This is a genomic window from Streptomyces sp. NBRC 109706 (genome assembly GCF_000974485.1).
Classification (GTDB): domain Bacteria; phylum Actinomycetota; class Actinomycetes; order Streptomycetales; family Streptomycetaceae; genus Streptomyces.
Window position 1 is genome coordinate 190,829 of sequence record NZ_BBOM01000006.1, and the last position, 19,669, is coordinate 210,497.

The following is a 19,669-nucleotide window of genomic DNA, read 5'->3' on the forward strand; positions in this document are numbered from 1 at the left end:
ATGACCACTGCCCGCTGCCGCACCGACAGCGTCGACCGGCTCGCCGAGGGCGCGCTCGACTGGCTCATGACGCGTCTCGACCACTTCGACCCGTTCTCAGCGCAGGCCGCCTCGGCGGCCCACCTGCCGGCGAAGGCCGCGCTCGAACTGGCGCTGCTCTGCCACTGCGCGGCCCGACTCGGCGCCGCCGCGACCCAGTTGGCGCCGGCGACGGCGCTTGTGCGGCGGCTGTGGGAGACCCCGGAGATCCTTCGCCTCTACACCGGCCGGCCGGCGGTCGCCTCCTACTACGCGCTGATCCACGCGGCGCTGGCCCCGCCCGGCATCGACGACAGCCACCGCCGCACCGCGCTCGCCGGCGTGGCTCCCGACTTCCTCACCCCCGGGGAGAAGACGCCCTATCTGCGCCTGGAGATCCGCTACTACGCGGACAAGGCCGGCGTCCGGCACGAGATGGAGCCGCTGCGGGACCTCGTCCCGCACAGCCCGCCGGTCACCCTGCGGGCGGCGGCGGAACGCGACGCCCCGCCGCTCACCACCAGGGACGCCTACCGGCTGACCCACGCGGCCTTCTTTCTGGGGGACTTCGGCCATGCCGACCCCGGGCTGACCGCCCAGGGCACCGTCCACGCACGGGAGTTGGTGGCCACGGTGCTGCGTCACTGCGTGGCCAACGATCTGTGGGACCTGGCCGCCGAGTTGGTCCTCACCCAGTTCGTGCTGGGCGTCGACCCGTTGGGGGACCCCGACGGCGCCGCCGCCGTCGACTCCCTGGCCCGGGCCGCCGGGGCCGACGGCGGGCTCCCCGGGCGCAGCCCCGAACTCGCCGCCTCCGCCGCCGACTCACCCGCCGAGATCTTCGCGAAGTCCTACCACACGACACTGGTGACCGCCCTGACGGCGCTGACGCTCTCCGCCGCGAGGCCACGATGAGGCGCCCGTCGAGATTCGTGCTGATCAACCGCGACTACACCCTGCTGTGGGCCGGGCAGGCGGTCTCGTCCGTCGGCGCCGCCGTCTTCAGCACCACGCTGGTGCTGTGGGTGGCCACCGATCTGGCGGCCGGCGAGCCCTGGGCGCCGATGGCCGTCAGCGGCGTGCTGATGGCGACCAGCGTCGCGGTGCTGGGCATCGGCCCGCTCGCCGGCGTCTTCGTCGACCGCTGGGACAAACGGGCCACGATGCTGCGCACCGAGGCGTTCCGGGGCTTTCTGGTCGGCACGTTGGCCATCGTCTCCATCGTGCCGACGAGCACCCTGCCGGTGGCCGTCTGGCTGGGTCTGGTCTATCTGACGGTGCTGCTGCTGCACACCGCCGCCCAGTTCTTCACCCCGGCGCGGTTCGCGATCATCGCCGACCTGGTGACCGGGGACGCCGACCGCGCCCGCGCCGCCGGCATCACGCAGGCCACCAGCCAGACCGCCTGGATCATCGGCCCTCCGCTCGCCGCGCCGCTGCTCTTCACCGCCGGGGTGCAGTGGTCGCTGTTCTTCAACGCGGCGGCCTATCTGGGCTCCTTCCTCGCCGTCCGCGCGGTCCGGCCGCCCGCCCCGGAACCCGAACCCGCCCCGGAACCCGGCACCGAGCCCGCGGCCTCGGCGGAGTCCGCCGCCGAACGGAAGGGCGTCCGGCGGGAGTTCGTCGCCGGGCTGCGGTTCTTCGCGCGGAGCAGGTTCCTGGTCGCGCTGCTGATCCTCGCCTCCATCGGCCAGTTCGGCGTGGGCGCGCTCGAAACGCTCAACGTGTTCTTTGTGACGGAGACCCTGGACGCCTCCCCCCAGCTCTACGGCTATATCGGCATGACCATGGGCATCGGCGGCATCATCGGCGCGCTCTGCGCCGGCCGGGCGGTGCAGTGGTTCGGCGCCCGCCGCACCACCTGGATCGCGCTGCTGGTGAGCGGCGCGCTGCTGGTGGTCTACTCGCGGCAGACCGAGTTCATCGGCGGCATCCTGGTGCTGTTCCTCTTCACCCTTCCGCTGACCATGCTGAACACCGCGATGGCCCCGCTGCTGCTGGGCGCGGCCCCCGCCAGCTACCGGGGCCGGGTCCTGGCCGTGTTCTACCCGGTGACCAGGATCGCCGCGATGCTCGCGGCCGCGCTCTCCGGCTGGCTCGCCGGATCGTTGCTGCGCGATCTCGACGCCACCCTCCTCGGCATCGACTTCGGCGCCACGGACACCATCTTCGCCGTGTCCGGGCTGGTCGTGATGGCCTCCGGCGTCTACGCCAGGTTCGCCCTGCCCGAACTCGACGACGAGAACGACGAGGACGGCGGGGACGGCGGGGACGGCGAAGACGGCGAGGACGGCGAAGACGGCGAGGACGGCGCCGAGAAGGAGCAACCGACCGAGGCGGCACGGGCCTCGGAGGGGCCGAAGCCGTGAGCGGCCCCGCCGACCTATCCGGCCAGTCCGACCTCGCCGGTCAACCCGACCTCGCCCGCGTAGAGATGCAGCAGATACGGCAGCAGATAGTCCGCGCTGTGCGAACGGGCCTCCGCCCGGGGGGAGAGCACCGCGCCCGCCTCGATCATCGTCTCCAGCACCCTGCGCGCCTCCCCCGGGCCGCGCCCCAACATCCGGATGACCTGTTCCATCCGGAACGTGCGGTTGAGCGGCAGCGACGACAGCGCCACCAGCAACGCCAGATGGTGGTCGGCCAGATCCCGCCAGGCGTCGGCGGCGCGGGCCCGGACATCGAGATCCCCCACCGTCAACTCGTCGAGCACCGCGCCCGGATGCTCCAGCCGTTCGGCGTACTCGTCCAGCGGCAGATGCCGCAGCACCGCCAGCTTCTGCGCGGCGGCCCTGACCGCCAGCGGCAGTTGGCCGCAGGCCAGCACGATGCGGCGGGCCGACGCACGGTCCCTGTTCACCCGGCCGTGCCCGATGACCTGGGCCAACAGATCCAGCGCCTCGGCGGCGGAGAACGACTCAAGCGTGATCCGCCGCGCCGAGGTGATCCCGCCCAGCTGGGTCCTGGCGGTGACGATCGCCGTGCTGCGGCCCGCACCCGGCAGCAGCGGGCGGACGCTGTTCTCGGTGGCCGCGTCGTCCAGGATCAGCAGCACCCGGCGGTCGGCGAGCCAGCCGCGCCAGAGCGCCGCCTCCAGATCCGAATCGCCCAGCCGCGCCGACCCCCCGTCGGTCAGCCGGGCATAGGCGAGAAGTTCGGCGGTGACGACGGCCGGTGGCCGAGGCTCGCCGTTCTCGTCCCGCAGCCGCACCAGCACCCGCCCGTCGGGGTAGGCGTCGGCGAGCTGGTGCGCGGCGTGCACGGCCAGCGCGGTCTTTCCGACGCCGGCCGGGCCGACCACCACGCCGGTGGCGCCGTCGACGGCGTTCTCCAACAGCCGCGCGGTCTCCGCCGCCCGCCCGGTGAAGTCCGGGATGTCCACCGGCAGCACCACCGGCGAACGCGGCGGCCCACCGGCCGCGACCCCGATGGTGGTCGCCGGGCCCACGGCCTGCTCGGTGAGAATGGAACGGTAGCGCGACTCAAGCGCCGCGTTCGGCGAGAGGCCCAGCTCGTGGGCCAGCCGCTGCCGCAGATCGTCATAGGTGGCCAACGCCTCGGAGCGGCGCCCGGCCAGATGCAGCGCGATCATCTGGACGGCCCGCAGCCGTTCCCGCAGCGGATGGCGTTCCACCAGCTCCGCCGTGACCTCGACGACCTCGTTGATCTGCCCGGCCTTGAGCGCCACCTCCGCCCAGTCCTCGCACAGCGTGAGATGTCGGAAGGCCAGCCGCTCCGACACCTGCCGGATCACCTCCGAACAGGTCAGCTCGGGCAGCGCCGGTCCCTGCCACAACCGGCGTGCCTGACACAGCAGTTCGGCGGCCCGCCGACAGTCGCCGTCCTCCGCCGCCCGCCGCCCGGCCTGGGCGAGGGCCCGCGACCTGGAGACGTCAAGCTCGGCCTCGGCGACCCGTAACAGATAGCCGCCCGGGGCCTGCACCAGCCGGTCACCGGCGGGCGCGAGGGCCCGCCGCAGCCCGGACACATACACCTGGAGGTTCTTTCTGGCCGTCCGAGGCGGATCGTCGTTCCACACGGCCTCGGCCAACGCGTCGACCGAGACGGCCGAGCCGGGGCGGAGCAGCAACGTCGCCAGCACCAGACGTTGTTTGAGCGGCCCCAGCGCCAGCGGCCGTCCGTCGTACTCGGCGGTCAGTGGACCCAGAACCGAGAACTTGAGGGCTCCCGGCGCAAGTCCGGAACATACAGTTCTAGACATGTGTCACTCTCTGGGGTAACTCGTCGTGCAACGGTGGGGGACGGGCAGTAATGCCCTGAAGTAGTAACCGTGGCACGGGAGTTGACCGCCAGCATCGGGGAATTCCCCCCAGATAGTTCCGCCCACCGGACCGCACGAGGAAGTTATGGCGGAGGTACCAACCCATATGGCTTTGAAGAAGACGACCGTCATGGTCGACGAGGTGGACCTCGCGCTGATCAAGGAGGCCGCCGCGCGGGAAGGTCGCCCGGAGTCGGAGTACTTCCGGGAGGCGTTCCACCTGGCGGCTCTGCGCACCCGGCGCTGGGACGAGGATTGGGAGATCCCCCGCCTGGACTTCGGCGGTCCGGTCACCGCGGAGGAGATCGACCAGGCCGTGTCGGACGGCATGGCGGACTCGGAGTGATCGGCATCGGCGACACCTCAGGACTGGTCGCCGCCCTCAACGCCTCGAACCCCGAGCACATCACCACCCGCAACATCGATCGGCGGGCCGCGCACGCGGTGAACGACTGGCTGTTGGTACAGGAACGCACCGGCCGCGTCGCCGTCCCCGAGCTGTCCGCCGATACCCTGCGCATGGCCCGCCGGGTTCAGAACCGCTATGCGGCGCTACGACTCGACCTCACCGACGCGGTCAATGTCATCCTGGCCGAGTCCTATGACACCGAGATCGTCCTGACGCTCGACCGCCGGGATTTCCGAGCTCTCACGCCCCTCACCGGCCATCATGCCTTCCGCCTGCTGCCCGATGACCTCTAGCCGACGCGCCGAAGCCGTCCTCCGCCGGATCAGTAGCGCTTGACGGCGCGGAGGACCGGGGTGCCGGCCTGTTCGAGTGTGGTGAGCAGGGGCTTGTTGTCGGTGGCGCGGATCTCCGTCCAGGTGCCGTCGGTGGCCAGCACATCGATGCCCGGCAGACCGAACAGGCCCTTGGGCGGCAGCTCCTCGACCACATAGATGTCGGCGAACGGCACTCCCCACGCCGGCCCCTGGGGGGTGATCAGCCGCAACCAGCGGTCGCCATAGCTGATCTGGCCGCCCGTCTCCCCGACATATCCCGGCAGCGCCTGGGTGTAGCTCTGCGCCGCGGGCCCCGTCCCCGCCGCGATCCGGCGCCTGACCCGCCCCGCCCTGATCGACTGTGGCAGCAGGATCGGCAGCGCGAAGATCACCACCCAGCAGCCCAACCCGATCAACGGCCCCACCACAAACGGGACATCGGCCTCGTCGCTGTTGGCCACGCTGACCCCGATCGCGATCCCCAGGGCCAGGAACACCCCGAGCGTCAGCCCGATCGCCATGCCGGCGCCGCCCCACCGGCGGAAGGTCACCGGATGCTGCGCGACCCGCTCGATGCCGCACTCCTGGATATGGGCGATCGTGAGCTGTCGCCGCAGATCCGACGGGAACTCATGCCGTGGTGTATGGGGAAGTGGGCCTCGGGTCACGGGTCCGCCTCTCTGGTCGGTAACGCGGAGGGCGCTCGGCTCACCCGGCGGCCGGCACCGGGCCGGCGCTTGGCACGGCGGCGTTCTCCTGGCCGGCCTCCTCCTCGCCGGTGATCAGCTTCGACTTGCCGGCGATCAACGCCACCATCATGGCGAGTTGCCGGTCCTGTTCGGGCTCCAGACAGCTGCCGATCGCAATGATGCCGAACTCGGCGCCCGGCGCATAGGAGAGCGCGGCCGCCATGCCCGTTCTGCGTGGTTCGCCGTCGCTGCCCCGCGCGATATCGCCGCCCGGCAACGTGATCGGCGGGCGGCCGATCAGGCCGAGACCAAGGCCCATCTCCGTCTGGTACTGCTCGACATGGGTGAGGTAGTCCAGCTCCGAGCTGCCGACCATCCGCTGCAGCAGCGCCGAGGTGTCCAACTCGGCGTTGGTGGGGGGAAGCTTCATCGCCGCCACCAGGATCTGCCAGAACGCGGCCTTCTCCCCGCCGTCCGCGGGCACGCTGATGATGCCGTGGGCCAGGAACCCGCCCGTCCACAGGCTGTCGCGCCAGAGCATCAGCCCGTCGACGATCTCCCGGTGGCCCTCCGCCGGCATATTGGGGTAGAGCCGCCCCATCAGCTGTTCGTACCGCCGCCGGGCGGCGTCCCGATTGTCGCCGTCCTCAAGGAAGTTGAGCCAGTCGGTCGGCAGATACAGCTGCGCCGGCGGCCCCGCACCGAAGATGTGCTCCTCCGGCGCCTGCCCCGCACCACCGGCACCGCCGGCAGCACCGTTCGCACCACCGGCAGCACCGTTCGGGGTGCCGACACCGCCGGTGGCGCCCGTGGGCTGGCTGGGGATCCTCGGATCCACGGGCCGTTCCGGCTTGGCCAGCTCTGCCGGTCCCCCGGCGCCGGTCGTCTCCATCACCCAGTCCTCAGTTCCTGCTTGTCGGTTGGCGCTCGTCGCCGCTGCCGTTCCACGGCGGCTGTCATTCGTTCCCGCTCAGTCCCGGCTCCGGACCGGCGAGGTGTTCCGCGACCAGCCGGTGAGCGTGCCGCCGAGGTCGAAGATGGTGCTCGCGTTGCCGAAGCCGTCCATGAACCTGGCCCCGCCGGCGTTGAAGTTGGTGGCCAGGGTGAGCCCCATCACGCCGGGCGCCGCGCTGGCGGCGCTGCCGTTGCGCATGGCGAAGCCGAACACGTCATCGACCGCGCCCATGCTCGTCAGCGCCTTCATTCCGGCGAACGAACCGACGCCGAACGCCAGGGCCGCCGTCGACAGCAGGAAGTTCGGGTCGGCGAGGGCCGCCGTGAAACTTCCCGTCTCGCCCACGGCGGCGCCGTAGTTGGCCACCACCGAGATGGCCCCCAGCGCCAGCGACACCACGCCGAGCACCTGCAGGCCGGGGATCAGCGACAGCAGACCGGTGATCGAGCTGAGCAGACCGGCGATGGCGCCGATCTTCGACAGGATCGGCGCCCACTCCGCGAGAATGTCGATCAGCGCGGCGCCGAGATCGTCGAGCAGATCGACGAAGCCGTCCATGAGATCGCCGATCGCGTCCCCGAGCGAGGACCAGAACCCCGGCTCGTTGGGCGCCAGTTCCATGGCGTTCCGCAGCCGTCCGGCGATGTTCTGGCCGGCCGATTCGTAGTCCTCCGAGAGCCGGTGCGCCCGCTCCCTGAACTGCTGGAGCTGCGCCTCCGCCGCCCGGACGGAGTTCTGCCGCCGCTCCCGCTCGTCCTCGGTGCGCTCGGCGGCCTCCCGTTCGGCGTCCGTCTCCGGCTCCGGGTCGAAGATCCCGGGGCGCGGCGGCATTCCGTCCAGACCGGCCTGCGCGGACTCCAGCTCGGCCATCGCGGCCGCCGCGTCCCGCTCCAGGTTGTCGGCCCGCCGCTGGAAGTCGCCCATGTCGACCAGCCAGTCGATCATCGCCCGGTGCGCACCGCTGAACGACTGGTACGCCTCCTCCACCTTCGGGCGGAAGTCGTCGCGCAGCATCCGCCGGAACTCGCGGGCGGTGCGTCCGCGCCACTCGCCCTCGTCGGAACCGGACAGCACCGCGTTCACCTCGCCGAGCACCTCGGCGGTGTCGCCGAACTCCCCGGACACGGTGTCCATCGCGTTCTGGTCGCCGGGGCACGGTACGAATCCGAGCGCCGGGAAGTCGGATATGTGAGGTTCCCTCGGAAACGTCATCTGCGTTGTCCCCCGTTACTGCTGTCGCTGCGGTCGCTGCCGTTGTTCGTGTGGCCGAATGGTCGTGTGGCCGTGTGGCCGTGTGGCCGTGTGGCCGAAACGCCGACGCCGTCCCGGTGGGACGGCGGCGGGGTCGTCAGGATCCCGAGTTGGCGTCGTTGAGCGCCTGCGCCAGGCTGAGGTCCAGATCGTCGAATTCCTGCTCGATCCGAGTCAGGGTGTCCGCCGCCCCCCGGGCGAACTCGCCGATCTGGCCGATGCCGTAGCTCCACTCGTCGCCGAAGTCGCCGAGCCGGTCGGACAGCGCCCGCACGCCGGCCGAGGCGGTGCCGACGGATTCGATCGCCTCCGCCGGGTCATCTAGGATGTCGGTGATGTGGGTCAGGTTGCTTCGGACCCGGGAGAGCACTTCACCGTCTATGTAGAGGTCGCTGTCCCCGCTCATGTTTTCCCCCATCGGGTCATCGCCATCGCCCTGGCCGGCCGTCGCCCTGGCTACCGAACGAGCAACAGTTTAGCCAGCCTTGTGTCCCCGTCTCGGCCCCGGTTCTGTCACCGTTCGGCACGAATACGGAACACGTCGGCACGGTCACGCAACCGGCCGGCACGTTCGGGGAGCACCCCCACCCGACCACCCGCCGCACCCGGCGCCGAAGATCGTTTATCTCTCATCATGGACGATTTGTCTCGCATTTCGGGCAAAGGTTTGCTTGACCGCCGCCGTCGGCTAGCTTGATCCGCAGGTCAAGAGTGCCAGCGCCAAGTCCCGGCTAGCTGGCCGGCAACCCTCCGGCACGGTGGGGTGCCCCCGGGACGACGACCCGGCCGCGGCGACGCGGCAAGCGTGCTCCTCGTGAGAACCCGTCCCGGTCCCCCGGTGCCTTCCGCACGTTTGCCTCCCCGCCTCGGTCGCCAGCGACAGAGCGAACCAGCACGACGAGGCGGAACCATGAGCAGCACTCCCGACATCGCGCCCGGCGCCGACACCATAGGCCGGCTGGCCGGTCTTGCCGAGCCGATCGCGTCGGCGCGCGCCGGCAAGCCGCTGGTGATCCAGCGGGCCGAGGAGGCGGGCACCGCGCTGTTCGACGGGCCGGCGCCGGTGGCCGCCCCGGTGCGCCGGGGCCTGGCCGCGCTGGCCGCCCGCTGGCACGGCGTCGACGAACTCGTCGACCACCACGCCGCTTCGGGCGCCGACCCGACGCTCCGGCGCGACGAACTCCCCGACGATCCCGCGCTGCGCGCCGCCGTGGCCCATGTCGATCTGATCACCGTCTCCCCGGCGTTGGCCGGCCGGGCGGATCTGAACCTGCTGGTCAAGGCCGGCTGGTCGACCGACGCCATCGTGACCATCTCCCAGACGGCCGCGTTCACCGCCTTCCAGGCCCGCGCCATCCAGGGCCTGCGGCTGCTCCAGGGCCAGGCGCCGGCCGCCGCCGCCTCGCCGGCGCGGCACACGCCGGGGCGCGGCCGCCGCAAGAGCGCGGCGCCGACCGCGTCCAACGGGCGGCCGAGGCCCGTCGAGTACACCCGGGAGCTGCTGTCCTGGACGGCGTGGGTGCCGCCGGTGCCGACGGACGAACTCACCGCCGAGCAGGAGGCGGCGTTCCAGGGCAAGACCAACGGCGAGTACTTCCGGCTGCTCTCCCGGCTGCCCGGGGTGCTGGCCGCCCGCACCGCGCTGGACGCCGCGATCTTCGCCACCCGGGAGGGCCTGCCGCGCGCCGAACGTGAACTCGCGGCCGCCGCCACCAGCAAGGTCACCGACTGTGTCTACTGCGCCTCGGTGCATGCCCGGAAGTCCGCCCAGCTGGCCAAGCGGCCGGCGGATGTCGACCGGCTGCTCTCGGTCGCGCTGGAACGGGACGCCGACTGGCTGCCGAAGGACACCGCCCCGCTGGGCGCGGGCCAGGACTCCCGCTGGTCCGCGATCGTCGAGTTCGCCGGCGCCCTGGCCACCACCCCGGTCTCCGCCACCACCGCCCAGGTGGAGCGGCTGCGCGCCGAGGGACTGACCGACGCCGAGTTGACCGATCTGGTGGCGGCCACCGCGTTCTTCGCCTGGGCGAACCGGCTGATGCTCAGCCTCGGCGACCCCTACTGGCCGGCCCCGGCCCCCGCCTGAGCGGAACCCGCCGGCCGATCCCCGTGATCCGTCCGCGCCCCCGCATCCACAACCACCCGTCCGCACCACCCCGCACCACCCCGAACGGAACCGCCATGAAGAAGCTCGGACAGCGCTCCCTCCGCGCCGCCACCACCGCCGTCGTGCTCACCGCCGTCGTGCTCACCGCCGCCGCCTGCGGCAATGTCACCGAGGAGTCCCCGACGTCCGAAGGGAGTTCGGACGAGAACGCGGCCGGCGACGGTTCGTTCACCGTGGTCGACGATGTCGGCCGCACCGTGGAGCTCGACGGGCCGGTCGAGCGCGCGATCATCCTGAACAGCTATGGCAACGAGTTCGCCCAGGCCATCGGCGCCGGCGACCGGATCGTGGGCTTCGACCGGGTCTCCGCCTCCCGGCTGCCCTATCTGGAGATAGCCGACGACGAGATCGTCAGCGAGGACCTGCAGGAGATCAACTACGAGTCGGTCGTCCAGCTCGACCCCGACGTCTTCATCCTGCCCCGCAACGGGGCCTGGCAGGAGGCCGGCGAGCAGCTGGAGAGCTTCGGCATCCCCGTGGTGGTGGCCACCGCCTGGGACTTCGACGTGTTCCACGAGACGGTCGAGCTGCTGGGCGAGGTCTTCGACGAGGAGGAGGGGGCACGGCGCGTCTCCGGCTTCTATGACGAGATCTTCGGGCTGATCACCGACCGGGTCGCCGACACCGAGCCGGTCCGCGTCTACTGGGAGACGGAGCAGCCCTACCTCACGGGGCTGCCGGGCTCCGGGTTCGACCAGATCATCGTGGCCGCCGGCGGCGAGAACATCTACGGCGATCTGGACACCGGCGGCGACGAGCAGGCCGAGACCACGGTGGACCCGGTCTCGATCCTGGAGCGCGACCCCGAGGTGGTGGTCCACGAGTTCGGTCCTTCCGCCGAACCCACCGGACAGGACCGGTTCGACACCCTGAGCGACGAGCTGACCTCACGGGCCGGCTGGGACAACCTCTCCGCCGTCGCCGACGACCGTGTCTTCGTCACCAACGGCTGGGCCACCAGCGGCCTCTCCAAGGCCATCGGGGCGCTCTACCTGGCGAGTTGGCTGCACCCCGACGCGTTCTCCGACATCGATCCGGGCGACTATCTGCGGCGCTGGGCCGAGGAGTTCCAGGGGGCGGACTTCCCGGGCGACGACGCGTATGTCCAGAGGGTGGGCTGACCCGCTATGAAGCTGTCCCCCGGCGGCCCCGCGACCGCCACCCTCCCCTCTTCTCCCTCCTTGACGCCGACGGAGGACCGGAGCCCAGGTGACCGTTCGTCCCGGCGCGCCGCGTGGTGGCGCGGCCGGCCGGCGGTGCTGTGGGCGGGCACGGTGCTGTCCGTCCTGGTCACCGGCTGGTGCGTGACGGCCGGGACCAGCGACGCCGGTCTCCTGGACGTCTGGCGCGCGGTCCGACTCCGGGTCTTCGGCGGCGTGTTGCCGGCGGACTTCGCCCAGACGTACTCGGTGATCATCAACCTGCGGCTGCCGCGCGTGCTGCTGGCCTTCGTGGCCGGCGCGGCCCTCTCGCTGGCCGGTGTGGTGATGCAGGGGCTGCTGCGCAATCCGCTGGTCAGCCCGTTCACCCTCGGCGTCTCGCCGGCCGCCGCGTTCGGTGCCGCGCTGGCGATCCTGCTCACCGGCGGCGCGGCCGGCTCCGGCTCCTGGCTGGTCATCGGCAGCGCGCTGGGCACCGCGCTGGCGGTCTCCGCACTGGTCCTGGGGCTGGCGTCGGCCAAGGCCATGTCCGCCGCGACCCTGCTCCTGCTGGGCATCGCGCTCACCCAGCTCTTCGAGGCGATGACCGCCGCGCTGCAGTTCGTGGCCGACGAGAACACCCTGCAGGCGATCGTCCGTTGGACCTTCGGCTCGGTGAACAACGCCGACTGGAACGATGTGACGGTGGTGGGCACCTGCACGGTGCTGGTGCTGCCGCTGCTGCTCTGGTTCAGCCGCGATCTCAACGCCATCGCGTTCGCCGGCGACGACGCGGCCAAGAGCCTGGGCGTCAATGTCACCGCCGTGCGGGTGGGGCTGATCGTGGTGTCGGTGGTGCTGGCCGCGCTGGTGGTGTCGTTCTGCGGGGTAATCGGCTTTGTCGGCCTGGTGGGCCCGCATATCGCGCGGCTGGCCATCGGCGCCGACCACCGCTATCTGTTGCCGTTCTCGTTCCTGACCGGTGGACTGCTGTTGGTGATCGCGGACACCGTGGGGCGCACCGTGCTGGCGCCCTCGGTGATCCCGGTCGGGATCGTCGTCGCGTTCATCGGCGCCCCGGTCTTCATCAACCTCATCCTGACCAGGAGGGCCGCCCAGTGAGCCTCGATATCGCGTCGGTCCGGTTCGCCTACCGGCGCAACCAGGTCCTGGCGGGCGTCGATCTGCGGGTCGACGAGGGCGGCTTCTGCGCCCTGCTCGGCCCCAACGGTTCGGGAAAGTCGACCCTCGTCAAGATCATCGCCCGGGTGCTGCAACCGGCCGGCGGCGGCGTGTCGTTCGGCGGCCGCGATCTGCTGGCCGCGCCGCGCCGGGAGCACGCCAGGGTGGTCGCCTACGTTCCGCAGTCCGGGGCCACCCCGTTCGAGCAGACCGTGCGGGAGGCCGTCCTCCTGGGCCGCACCCCGCATATCGGGCTGCGGCCCACCCGGCGGGACTGGGCGAAGGTCGACGCGGCGATCGACCGGCTCGGCCTGACCGGGCTGGCCGACCGACCGCTCTCCCAGCTCTCCGGCGGCCAGGCCCAACGCGTGCTGATCGCGCGCGCCCTGGCCCAGGAGCCGCGGGTGCTGCTGCTGGACGAGCCGACGTCGGCGCTCGACCTGCGGTACCAGATCGAGACGCTGCGGATCGTCCGCTCGGTGACCCGCGAGGAGGGCGTGACCGCGCTGATCGCCATCCACGATCTCAACCACGCGGCGCACTTCTGCGACCAGGCGGTGCTGTTGGACGGCGGCGTGGTCGTCGCCGACGGGCCGCCGGCCGAGGCGTTCGACGCGGATGTGCTCAGCCGGGTCTACGGTCTGGACATCCGGGTCTCGCAGGGCGAGACGGGCGTGGAGGTGCGGCCGGCCGCGCTGGAGCGGCCGCTGCTTTCCGGCGCCGCCGAGGAGCGGGCGTGACCTCGACGTTCGACGCGGTGGTGGTGGGCGGCGGGCCGCGCGCGGTGGCCGTCGTGGAGCGGCTGACCGCCCGGCACCGGGACGGGGCGCCGCCGGTGCGGGTGGCCGTGGTGGACCGGGTTGAGGTCGGCGCGGGCGCCACCTGGCGCACCGACCAGTCCCCACTGCTGCTCAACAACACCTACAGCGCCCACACCACCATCTACACCGACGAGTCCACCCGGATGACGGGCCCCGTGGCGCCCGGCCCCGACCTGATCACCTGGGCCCGCGAGAGCACCCCGCCGCCCGACCGCCCCGACTGGGTCGCCGAGGAGGCGGCCGAGCTGCGGCCGTGGTCCTATCCGACCCGCCGCATCCAGGGCGTCTACTACCGCGAGCAGCTGGCACGCGCCGAGCGCACCGGACGGGTGGCCGTCACCCGGGTGCTGGGCACCGCCGTCGGCCTGGACCGGAACGGCGACGGCGCCCGCACCGTCCGGCTGGCCGACGGCCGGACGCTGACCGGCCGCGTCGTGGTGCTGGCCCAGGGCATGGTCCAGGCCCAACGGTCCCCGCGCGTACGGTCGTTGGTGGCGGCGGCGCGCCGTTCCGGGCTGCGCTATATCGAGCCGGGGATGCCGGCCGAACGCGACTGGGACTCCGTCCCCGCCGGCGAGACCACGCTGGTCACCGGCCTGGGCGCGAACTTCTTCGATGTGGTCGCGCTGCTCACCGAGGGGCGCGGCGGCCGGTTCGAGCCCGCCGGGGACCGCGACCACCCGGCCCGGCTGCGCTATCTGCCCGGCGGGCGCGAGCCCCGGCTGGTCGCCGGATCACGGCGCGGGCTGCCCTACCGCGCCAAGGCCACCTACCCGATGGGCTTCCCGCCTCGTTACGAGCCGCGCCTGGCCACCCGCGCCTGGTTCGCCGAGGTCGCGACCGTGCCGGGGCAGGACTTCCGCCGCGATATCTGGCCCCAGCTGGCCCGCGAGTTCGCCTGGGCCCATCTCGCCACGCTCTTCGCCCACCACCCGGCCGCTGTGGTGCCGGGCGCCGGCGAGGCCGAGACGTTGGACCGGCTCCGCGCGGCGCGCGACGACGCCGAGGTTGACCGTGTCGTCGCCGGCACCGTGACGTCCCCCCGTTGGACGCTGTCCGTCGGCCGCCTGGACCGCCCGCCGGCGCCGGGCCCGGTGGACGAGAAGACCTGGCGGGCCTGGGTCACCGACCAGGTGAACGACGAACTGGACGCGATCCACGCCCCGCTCACCAGCCCCCGCAACGCCGTCAACCGCGCCATGGCCGCCGTGCGCGGCCCGGCCCGCGCGCTGGTCAACCGGGGTGCCGTCGACGGCGCCAGCGTGGCCCGCGATATCGACGGCTGGTTCACCCCGCTGGGGCTGGCCCTGGCCTCGGGCCCGCCGCCGGACCGGACCGCGCGGGTGCTGGCCCTGATCGACGCCGGCATCCTCGAACTCCTCGGCGAGAACACGTCGGTGACCTTCGAGGACGGCGCGTTCGTCGGCCGCTCGGCGGTGCTGCGGGACGCCCCGGTGCGGGCCACCACCTTTGTGGAGACCCGGATGTCCAAGGGCGTGGTGACCGAAACCGACGACCCCCTCCTCGACGGCCTGCTCCGCGCCGGCCGCGCCCGGCTGCACCACTGGCCCAGCGACCAGGGACCCGCCGTGTGCAGCGGCACCCTGGACGTCACCCCGGACGACTTCCACCTCCTGGACGCGGCCGGCGTCCCCGACGAACGGGTGATCGTCCTGGGCATCCCCGCCGAGGCTGTCCAACCCGGCTCCGCCATCGGCGCCACCCCCGGCTCCCCCTCCCCCCTGCTGGCCGGAGCGGACCACGCGGCGCACCAGATCCTGACCAACTTCCCGTTGCCCTGAGGGAGTCGCCCGTCCGTGAAGGGCTACGGAAGCGGCCGGGCGCCGCGCAGAAACTGCTCGACGGCCGTCTCCACCAGGCCGTCGAGCAGTTCCGGTTTGACGACATTGCCGTTGATGAGCGAGGCGATGCCCTGAAGGGTCGCCAGCAGGACGATCCCGATCCGTTCGGGCGCGCCCTCCTGGAGCGCGCCCTGTCGCTGGCCCTCGACGATCAGCTCGTTCATCAGCCCGAACGGTTCCTCGGCCGCCTCGACGATCCGGGTCGCGCCCGGCCGGTGCTTGCTGGTGTACATCAGCTCCAGCAGCGCGGCCCGCTCGGTGGCGAAGCGGGTGTAGGCCGTCATGGTGGCCCGCACCCGCGAGGGGAAGTCCTCACCCGCGCCCGCCAGCGCCGCCCGCAGCACCGCGCCCAACTTCAGGAACCCGTCCTCGGCGAGCGCGTCGAGCAGCGCCTGCCGATCCGGGAAGTGGCGGCGCGGCGCGGCATGGCTGACGCCGACCTCCCTGGCCAGCACGCGGAGCGACAGCTGGTCCGCGCCATGCTCCCGCAGGCCGCGCTCGGCCGCTGCCAACAGTGCGGCCCTGAGGTTCCCGTGGTGGTAGGGACGTTCCTCGGTCACATCGGGCATGGGGTCACGATAGCAGGATGTACCCGTTGACTACTTTGTAGACAGCGTCTACTTTGTAGCCCATGACTACATTCTCGGTCTCCGACGTTCCCGCCATGACCGACCGCACCGTCGTCATCACCGGCGCCAACAGCGGCATCGGCCGCGCCGCCGCCCATGCCCTCGCCGCCAGCGGCGCACGCGTCGTGCTCGCCGTGCGCACCCCGGAGAAGGGGCGTGCGGCGGCCGCCGCGATGACCGGCCGGGTCGAGGTCCGCCGGCTGGACCTCGCCGACCTGTCCTCGGTGCGCGCCTTCGCCGACGACTTCACCGACCCGGTGGACGTGTTGATCAACAACGCGGGCGTCATGATCCCGCCCTTCTCCCGCACCGCCGACGGCTTCGAGCTGCAGTTCGGCACCAACCACCTGGGCCACTTCGCGCTCACCAACCTGCTCCTCCCGCGCATCCGGGAACGGGTCGTCACCGTCTCGTCCACCGGACACCGGTTCGGCTCGATCGACTTCGACGACCTCAACTGGGAGCGCAAGCGGTACCGGGCGATGCGCGCCTACGCGCAGTCCAAGCTCGCCAACCTGCTGTTCACCTCGGAACTCCAACGGCGCCTCGCCGCAACCGACTCACCGGTCATCGCGACCGCCGCACACCCGGGCCTCGCGGCCACCGGCCTGCTCGACGGGCGGCAACGCCTGCACCACCGCATACAGAACGCGACGATCGGCCTGTTCGCCCAGAGCGACGACGCCGGCGCCCTGCCGACGCTCTACGCGGCCGTGGCGGAGATCCCGGGCGACAGCTACGCGGGCCCACGCGGCTTCCTTGAGCAGCGCGGCGCCCCCAAGCTGGTCGGCCGCTCGAAGGCGGCCAGGAACACGGAGGCGGCCCGCCGCCTCTGGGACGTCTCCGAGAAGTTGACGGGAGTGACCTTCCCCCACCACTCCCGCCGGTGACCTACCCATCAAACCGGCCGACATCCGGGCCGAGTCACACCGCGGGTCGGCGGCCGTCGAACCGGGCATCGAGGAGGACACCACGCTCCCCAACACCCCCCGGCCGATGAACAGTGCGGAGATCCCGGCGCCCCGCCTCGCCCGGCTGCTGGAAGAGCGGGGCACGGCAGAACTCACACCATGGTCGGCCCTGCTCCGCACGGCCGACCACCAGCCCCACGCCGGCGCCCCGGCTCCCACCCGACACTGGCTCGACATCTACCGACGCCGACTCCAAACGGCCACGACCACGCAACTGGCCGACGCACTGTCCGTCGTGGTGCACGTGCTGACCGAGTACGAGGGCGACTCACTCAGACTGGTGATGCTGCACAGACCGGGCGAAGGATGTCTGCTCTGGCTCACACCCGAACTGACCCACATTGTCACCCACTTCACCGGCCAGGACCGCCGCCCCATCCCACCCTCCGGATGACCCGACACCGGCCATCGGCGGATGGTGTTAGTCCCGGGTCGCGCCGGGGATCAGTATCCGCGACGCGCACGATCAACGCGACGTCGCCTGATGACGGATACCGAACAGGCGGACAATCGTTCCCCTTTCCGAGACTCGGCCTCCGCCTCGAAGAGCACCACAGGCGTCCGCGTCATCCCAGCCCCGCGACGCCTGTTGCGAGTTCGCACCCGGAGGCGGCGTGCCCCTTCTACCCTGGCAGGGTCCTGCCCTTCTGAGAGAGGCGTACGGCATGTCCACGGAACCCGGCCCGGCCCTCAGTACCGATCCGCTCTCGTTCGGTCAGCGCATGCAACTACTACGCACCCGAAGGGGCATGAGCCGCCCCTTGTTGGCCGGACTGGTCGGCAGGTCCCCCTCCTGGGTGAAACAGGTGGAGGCGGGCAAGCTCCACACCCCGCGACTCCCCATGATCCTGCGCATCGCCGAAGCACTGCGCGTGCGCGACCTGTCAGAGCTGGTCGGCGAACACCCCACACACACCGCTCTCTTCATCGGCCCCGGCCACCAGCGCCTCGGCGCCGTCGCCGACGCGCTGAACACGTTCCCTGTGGAGGGCGGGGAGCCCCCCTCGAAGGCGCACCTCAGGGCTCGGTTGGCACGTTCCTGGTCGGCCCGGCATTCGTCCTCCCACCACCGCGAGGTCATCGGGCGCATGCTGCCCGGGCTGATCCATGACGCCCAACTCCTCGTTCGCCACACCGAGACCGGCGCGGACCGCAGGAGCGCCCAGGCCCTCCTCGCGGAGACCTACCAGCTGGCGCAGTTCTTTCTCGCCTACCAGCCTGACTCGGCCCTGGTATGGCGGGTGTCCGAACGGGGGATGGTGGCGGCGCAGGAATCCGAGGACCCCCATGCGATCGGGGTGGCGGCCTGGCTGATGGCTCAGGCGCACCGGGACACCGGCCCTTCGCACTACGAGGCGGCCGACCGACTCACCCGCGACGCCGTCCGCTTTCTCGAACCCCGGCTCTCCGACGCGTCGAACGACGTGCGCGCCATCGCGGGCGCGCTCAGTTTCGAGACCGGCTACACGGCCGCCCGGCGCGGCGACACCGGCTCCGCCTGGCGCCACTGGGACCTTGCCCGGCAGGTCGCCGATCGACTTCCCGCCGACTACTTCCACCCCATCACATCATTCTCGCAAGCCATCATGGGCGCACACGCGGTGACGATCGCCGTCGAACTCCACGCCGGTGGCGAGGCGGTGCGGCAGGCGACGCGAGCAAGCGGCGAGGCCATCCCCTCCAAGCCCCGACGCGCACGCCACCGGATCGAAGAAGCCAGGGGCTACCAACTCGACGGACAGCCGGAGGCCGCGCTGGCCACGTTGGAAAGGGCCCACGAGGCCGCCCCGGAAACCATCCGGTGGAACGGGTTCGCGAGGCGCATCGTGCTGGAGGAGGCCGAGGCCAAGTCCCCGTCCCGGCGGGAGCGAGCCGCCACACTCGCAGTGAAGATCGGCCTGCTCACTCCCTGAACGCCTGTTCCAGGGACACATTCTCTGCCTCTGCCCCACTGCTGGGCGCCTTACGTTCGGTGCGCCATTGATCACCGAACCTGGGGCAGTTGATGACGACTCCATCCAACGAGCAGACGGAAGCGCCGCCTGAGGAGCCCGAACCCGTCTCCGAACCCGACCCGCACGCGGAGCTGCTTGCCCGGTTGCGGGCTCGGAACGCGGCGAGCGAGGCCAACTACCGCGTCAAGAGTGGGGATGTCCCGTGACGCCGGACGCCCCCCACCCGCAGCCGATCATCAAGGGTGCGGACTGGGTCCTCACCGACGACCACGGGCCCGGGGCGCCGACCGGGATATACGGCGTGGAGTGCATGGTCTGCGAGGCCCGTTCGCCGCTCTTCGACGATGACGCGAAGCCCGTTGCGGTTTGGACCGTTCAACACACGGCCCAACATCCGGAGCACGACCTGTTTCTCGCGCGGGCGGAGAAGCACTGGCGCGTCGTGCGCCGCCGGCATGAGGACGAGAACCCGCCGCCCCCGCAGAGACCGGTGCTGGCGTTTCTGGACCGGGCGTTCGGGCCGGCGTTCGTCGGGTTGATGTGTCTGTTCACCGCCCTGACCGGCTATTTCATCTCCCTCAACTGATCAACAGGGACTAACAACTTCATGCTCATCACCTTCATGGTCCTGGCCACCACCCGGGACGGGCACCTGCTGATGGTCCAGGGCACGGACGGCTGGACGCTGCCCCACGGCACCATCCCACCCGGCCGCTGCCCCGTCCTCACCGCACGCGAAACGCTGATGGACACCACCGGCTACGACCGAGGCGTCACCGACGCCTACGCCATCAGCCTCACCCACCACCCCCACGTATCACTGACCTACGTCCTGGACGGCGGACACACCCCCACCATCCCGGCCGGCGCACACAAACACCTCCCCACCAGTGCCGCCTGGCTCCCGCTCCGCGAACTCCACGAACCACCCCCCATCGTCCGCAACGCCCTCACCGCCGCCGCCCAACGACGCCGCGTCCCCGTACTCGTCAACGGCGAACGCCCCGACGCCGCCTACACCTAGA

General features: G+C 71.5%; 21 protein-coding genes and 1 riboswitch. Of the genes, 15 read left to right on the top strand and 6 right to left on the bottom strand.

The window, feature by feature from the left end; translation table 11 throughout:
* Positions 1-933: a hypothetical protein gene (locus AOM46_RS11130; protein ID WP_062209198.1), complete on the top strand. Its 933-nt coding sequence runs from the start codon at positions 1-3 to the stop codon at positions 931-933.
* On the top strand, positions 930-2,387 hold the full coding sequence (locus tag AOM46_RS11135; protein ID WP_062209201.1) for an MFS transporter: 1,458 nt from the start codon (positions 930-932) through the stop codon (positions 2,385-2,387). The genes AOM46_RS11130 and AOM46_RS11135 overlap by 4 nt, the downstream gene beginning before the upstream one ends.
* A gap of 14 nt (positions 2,388-2,401) precedes the next feature.
* Here AOM46_RS11135 and AOM46_RS11140 read toward each other — a convergent pair whose 3' ends face one another.
* Entirely contained in the window at positions 2,402-4,240 is a 1,839-nt protein-coding gene (locus tag AOM46_RS11140; RefSeq protein WP_067226130.1) for a BTAD domain-containing putative transcriptional regulator, read from the bottom strand.
* Between the two features lie 166 nt (positions 4,241-4,406).
* Between AOM46_RS11140 and AOM46_RS11145 the strand changes: the two genes are divergently transcribed.
* Positions 4,407-4,646 carry a CopG family transcriptional regulator gene (locus AOM46_RS11145; RefSeq protein ID WP_062209207.1) on the top strand — a complete coding sequence of 80 codons (240 nt, stop codon included), beginning with the start codon at positions 4,407-4,409 and terminating at the stop codon, positions 4,644-4,646.
* Positions 4,643-5,002, top strand: a complete 360-nt coding sequence (locus tag AOM46_RS11150; RefSeq protein WP_067226132.1) for a twitching motility protein PilT — start codon at positions 4,643-4,645, stop codon at positions 5,000-5,002. Before AOM46_RS11145 ends, AOM46_RS11150 begins: the two co-directional genes overlap by 4 nt.
* Before the next feature lie 29 nt (positions 5,003-5,031).
* On the opposite strand, the gene AOM46_RS11155 is transcribed toward AOM46_RS11150, so the two are convergent.
* The 4 genes from AOM46_RS11155 to AOM46_RS11170 all read right to left on the bottom strand — a co-directional run bounded on the left by AOM46_RS11155 (position 5,032) and on the right by AOM46_RS11170 (position 8,324).
* Positions 5,032-5,691, bottom strand: a complete 660-nt coding sequence (locus AOM46_RS11155; protein ID WP_062209209.1) for a hypothetical protein — start codon at positions 5,689-5,691, stop codon at positions 5,032-5,034.
* Between the two features lie 40 nt (positions 5,692-5,731).
* Positions 5,732-6,604 (bottom strand): hypothetical protein, encoded by an 873-nt coding sequence (locus AOM46_RS11160; RefSeq protein ID WP_062209212.1) that lies wholly within the window; start codon positions 6,602-6,604, stop codon positions 5,732-5,734.
* A 78-nt stretch (positions 6,605-6,682) separates the two neighbouring features.
* Entirely contained in the window at positions 6,683-7,801 is a 1,119-nt protein-coding gene (locus AOM46_RS11165) for a hypothetical protein (RefSeq protein WP_062209215.1), read from the bottom strand.
* 214 nt (positions 7,802-8,015) lie between these two features.
* On the bottom strand, positions 8,016-8,324 hold the full coding sequence (locus AOM46_RS11170) for a hypothetical protein (protein WP_062209218.1): 309 nt from the start codon (positions 8,322-8,324) through the stop codon (positions 8,016-8,018).
* 297 nt (positions 8,325-8,621) lie between these two features.
* A riboswitch (SAM riboswitch) is annotated at positions 8,622-8,730 on the top strand.
* A 98-nt stretch (positions 8,731-8,828) separates the two neighbouring features.
* Between AOM46_RS11170 and AOM46_RS11175 the strand changes: the two genes are divergently transcribed.
* The 5 genes from AOM46_RS11175 (at position 8,829) to AOM46_RS11195 (ending at position 15,029) form a co-directional block, all read left to right on the top strand.
* Entirely contained in the window at positions 8,829-10,004 is a 1,176-nt protein-coding gene (locus tag AOM46_RS11175) for a peroxidase-related enzyme (protein ID WP_062209221.1), read from the top strand.
* 95 nt (positions 10,005-10,099) lie between these two features.
* Positions 10,100-11,206, top strand: a complete 1,107-nt coding sequence (locus tag AOM46_RS11180) for an ABC transporter substrate-binding protein (RefSeq protein ID WP_062209227.1) — start codon at positions 10,100-10,102, stop codon at positions 11,204-11,206.
* Between the two features lie 6 nt (positions 11,207-11,212).
* Positions 11,213-12,346 (top strand): iron ABC transporter permease, encoded by a 1,134-nt coding sequence (locus AOM46_RS11185; RefSeq protein WP_234313734.1) that lies wholly within the window; start codon positions 11,213-11,215, stop codon positions 12,344-12,346.
* Positions 12,343-13,146, top strand: coding sequence for an ABC transporter ATP-binding protein (locus AOM46_RS11190; protein ID WP_062209229.1), 804 nt, complete (start codon positions 12,343-12,345; stop codon positions 13,144-13,146). The genes AOM46_RS11185 and AOM46_RS11190 overlap by 4 nt, the downstream gene beginning before the upstream one ends.
* Complete coding sequence (locus tag AOM46_RS11195) at positions 13,143-15,029, top strand: FAD/NAD(P)-binding domain-containing protein (RefSeq protein ID WP_062209232.1); 1,887 nt, start codon at positions 13,143-13,145, stop codon at positions 15,027-15,029. Before AOM46_RS11190 ends, AOM46_RS11195 begins: the two co-directional genes overlap by 4 nt.
* Before the next feature lie 23 nt (positions 15,030-15,052).
* Here the strand turns inward: AOM46_RS11195 and AOM46_RS11200 are convergent, their stop codons facing one another.
* The gene (locus tag AOM46_RS11200; protein WP_062209235.1) at positions 15,053-15,658 is read right to left on the bottom strand and encodes a TetR/AcrR family transcriptional regulator; all 606 of its coding nucleotides are present in this window, start codon (positions 15,656-15,658) and stop codon (positions 15,053-15,055) included.
* Between the two features lie 62 nt (positions 15,659-15,720).
* Between AOM46_RS11200 and AOM46_RS11205 the strand changes: the two genes are divergently transcribed.
* From AOM46_RS11205 to AOM46_RS11225, 6 genes are all read left to right on the top strand, one after another.
* Entirely contained in the window at positions 15,721-16,608 is an 888-nt protein-coding gene (locus AOM46_RS11205) for an oxidoreductase (protein WP_062209238.1), read from the top strand.
* 106 nt (positions 16,609-16,714) lie between these two features.
* Entirely contained in the window at positions 16,715-17,083 is a 369-nt protein-coding gene (locus tag AOM46_RS11210) for a hypothetical protein (protein WP_062209241.1), read from the top strand.
* A gap of 271 nt (positions 17,084-17,354) precedes the next feature.
* Positions 17,355-18,602 carry a helix-turn-helix domain-containing protein gene (locus AOM46_RS11215; protein ID WP_062209244.1) on the top strand — a complete coding sequence of 416 codons (1,248 nt, stop codon included), beginning with the start codon at positions 17,355-17,357 and terminating at the stop codon, positions 18,600-18,602.
* A gap of 92 nt (positions 18,603-18,694) precedes the next feature.
* The gene (locus AOM46_RS33965) at positions 18,695-18,850 is read left to right on the top strand and encodes a hypothetical protein (RefSeq protein ID WP_158920380.1); all 156 of its coding nucleotides are present in this window, start codon (positions 18,695-18,697) and stop codon (positions 18,848-18,850) included.
* Positions 18,847-19,230 carry a hypothetical protein gene (locus AOM46_RS11220; RefSeq protein WP_062209247.1) on the top strand — a complete coding sequence of 128 codons (384 nt, stop codon included), beginning with the start codon at positions 18,847-18,849 and terminating at the stop codon, positions 19,228-19,230. The genes AOM46_RS33965 and AOM46_RS11220 overlap by 4 nt, the downstream gene beginning before the upstream one ends.
* A gap of 21 nt (positions 19,231-19,251) precedes the next feature.
* Positions 19,252-19,668, top strand: coding sequence for a hypothetical protein (locus AOM46_RS11225; RefSeq protein ID WP_062209249.1), 417 nt, complete (start codon positions 19,252-19,254; stop codon positions 19,666-19,668).
* Position 19,669: the final 1 nt, after the last annotated feature.

Coding starts and splice junctions, on each gene's coding strand:
- AOM46_RS11165 (WP_062209215.1), bottom strand. CDS start 7,801: ATGGACACCGTGTCCGGGGAGTTCGGCGACACCGCCGAGGTGCTCGGC.
- AOM46_RS11160 (WP_062209212.1), bottom strand. CDS start 6,604: ATGGAGACGACCGGCGCCGGGGGACCGGCAGAGCTGGCCAAGCCGGAA.
- AOM46_RS11130 (WP_062209198.1), top strand. CDS start 1: ATGACCACTGCCCGCTGCCGCACCGACAGCGTCGACCGGCTCGCCGAG.
- AOM46_RS11175 (WP_062209221.1), top strand. CDS start 8,829: ATGAGCAGCACTCCCGACATCGCGCCCGGCGCCGACACCATAGGCCGG.
- AOM46_RS11170 (WP_062209218.1), bottom strand. CDS start 8,324: ATGAGCGGGGACAGCGACCTCTACATAGACGGTGAAGTGCTCTCCCGG.
- AOM46_RS33965 (WP_158920380.1), top strand. CDS start 18,695: ATGACGACTCCATCCAACGAGCAGACGGAAGCGCCGCCTGAGGAGCCC.
- AOM46_RS11180 (WP_062209227.1), top strand. CDS start 10,100: ATGAAGAAGCTCGGACAGCGCTCCCTCCGCGCCGCCACCACCGCCGTC.
- AOM46_RS11215 (WP_062209244.1), top strand. CDS start 17,355: ATGTCCACGGAACCCGGCCCGGCCCTCAGTACCGATCCGCTCTCGTTC.
- AOM46_RS11210 (WP_062209241.1), top strand. CDS start 16,715: ATGAACAGTGCGGAGATCCCGGCGCCCCGCCTCGCCCGGCTGCTGGAA.
- AOM46_RS11185 (WP_234313734.1), top strand. CDS start 11,213: ATGAAGCTGTCCCCCGGCGGCCCCGCGACCGCCACCCTCCCCTCTTCT.
- AOM46_RS11135 (WP_062209201.1), top strand. CDS start 930: ATGAGGCGCCCGTCGAGATTCGTGCTGATCAACCGCGACTACACCCTG.
- AOM46_RS11225 (WP_062209249.1), top strand. CDS start 19,252: ATGCTCATCACCTTCATGGTCCTGGCCACCACCCGGGACGGGCACCTG.
- AOM46_RS11205 (WP_062209238.1), top strand. CDS start 15,721: ATGACTACATTCTCGGTCTCCGACGTTCCCGCCATGACCGACCGCACC.
- AOM46_RS11140 (WP_067226130.1), bottom strand. CDS start 4,240: ATGTCTAGAACTGTATGTTCCGGACTTGCGCCGGGAGCCCTCAAGTTC.
- AOM46_RS11145 (WP_062209207.1), top strand. CDS start 4,407: ATGGCTTTGAAGAAGACGACCGTCATGGTCGACGAGGTGGACCTCGCG.
- AOM46_RS11200 (WP_062209235.1), bottom strand. CDS start 15,658: ATGCCCGATGTGACCGAGGAACGTCCCTACCACCACGGGAACCTCAGG.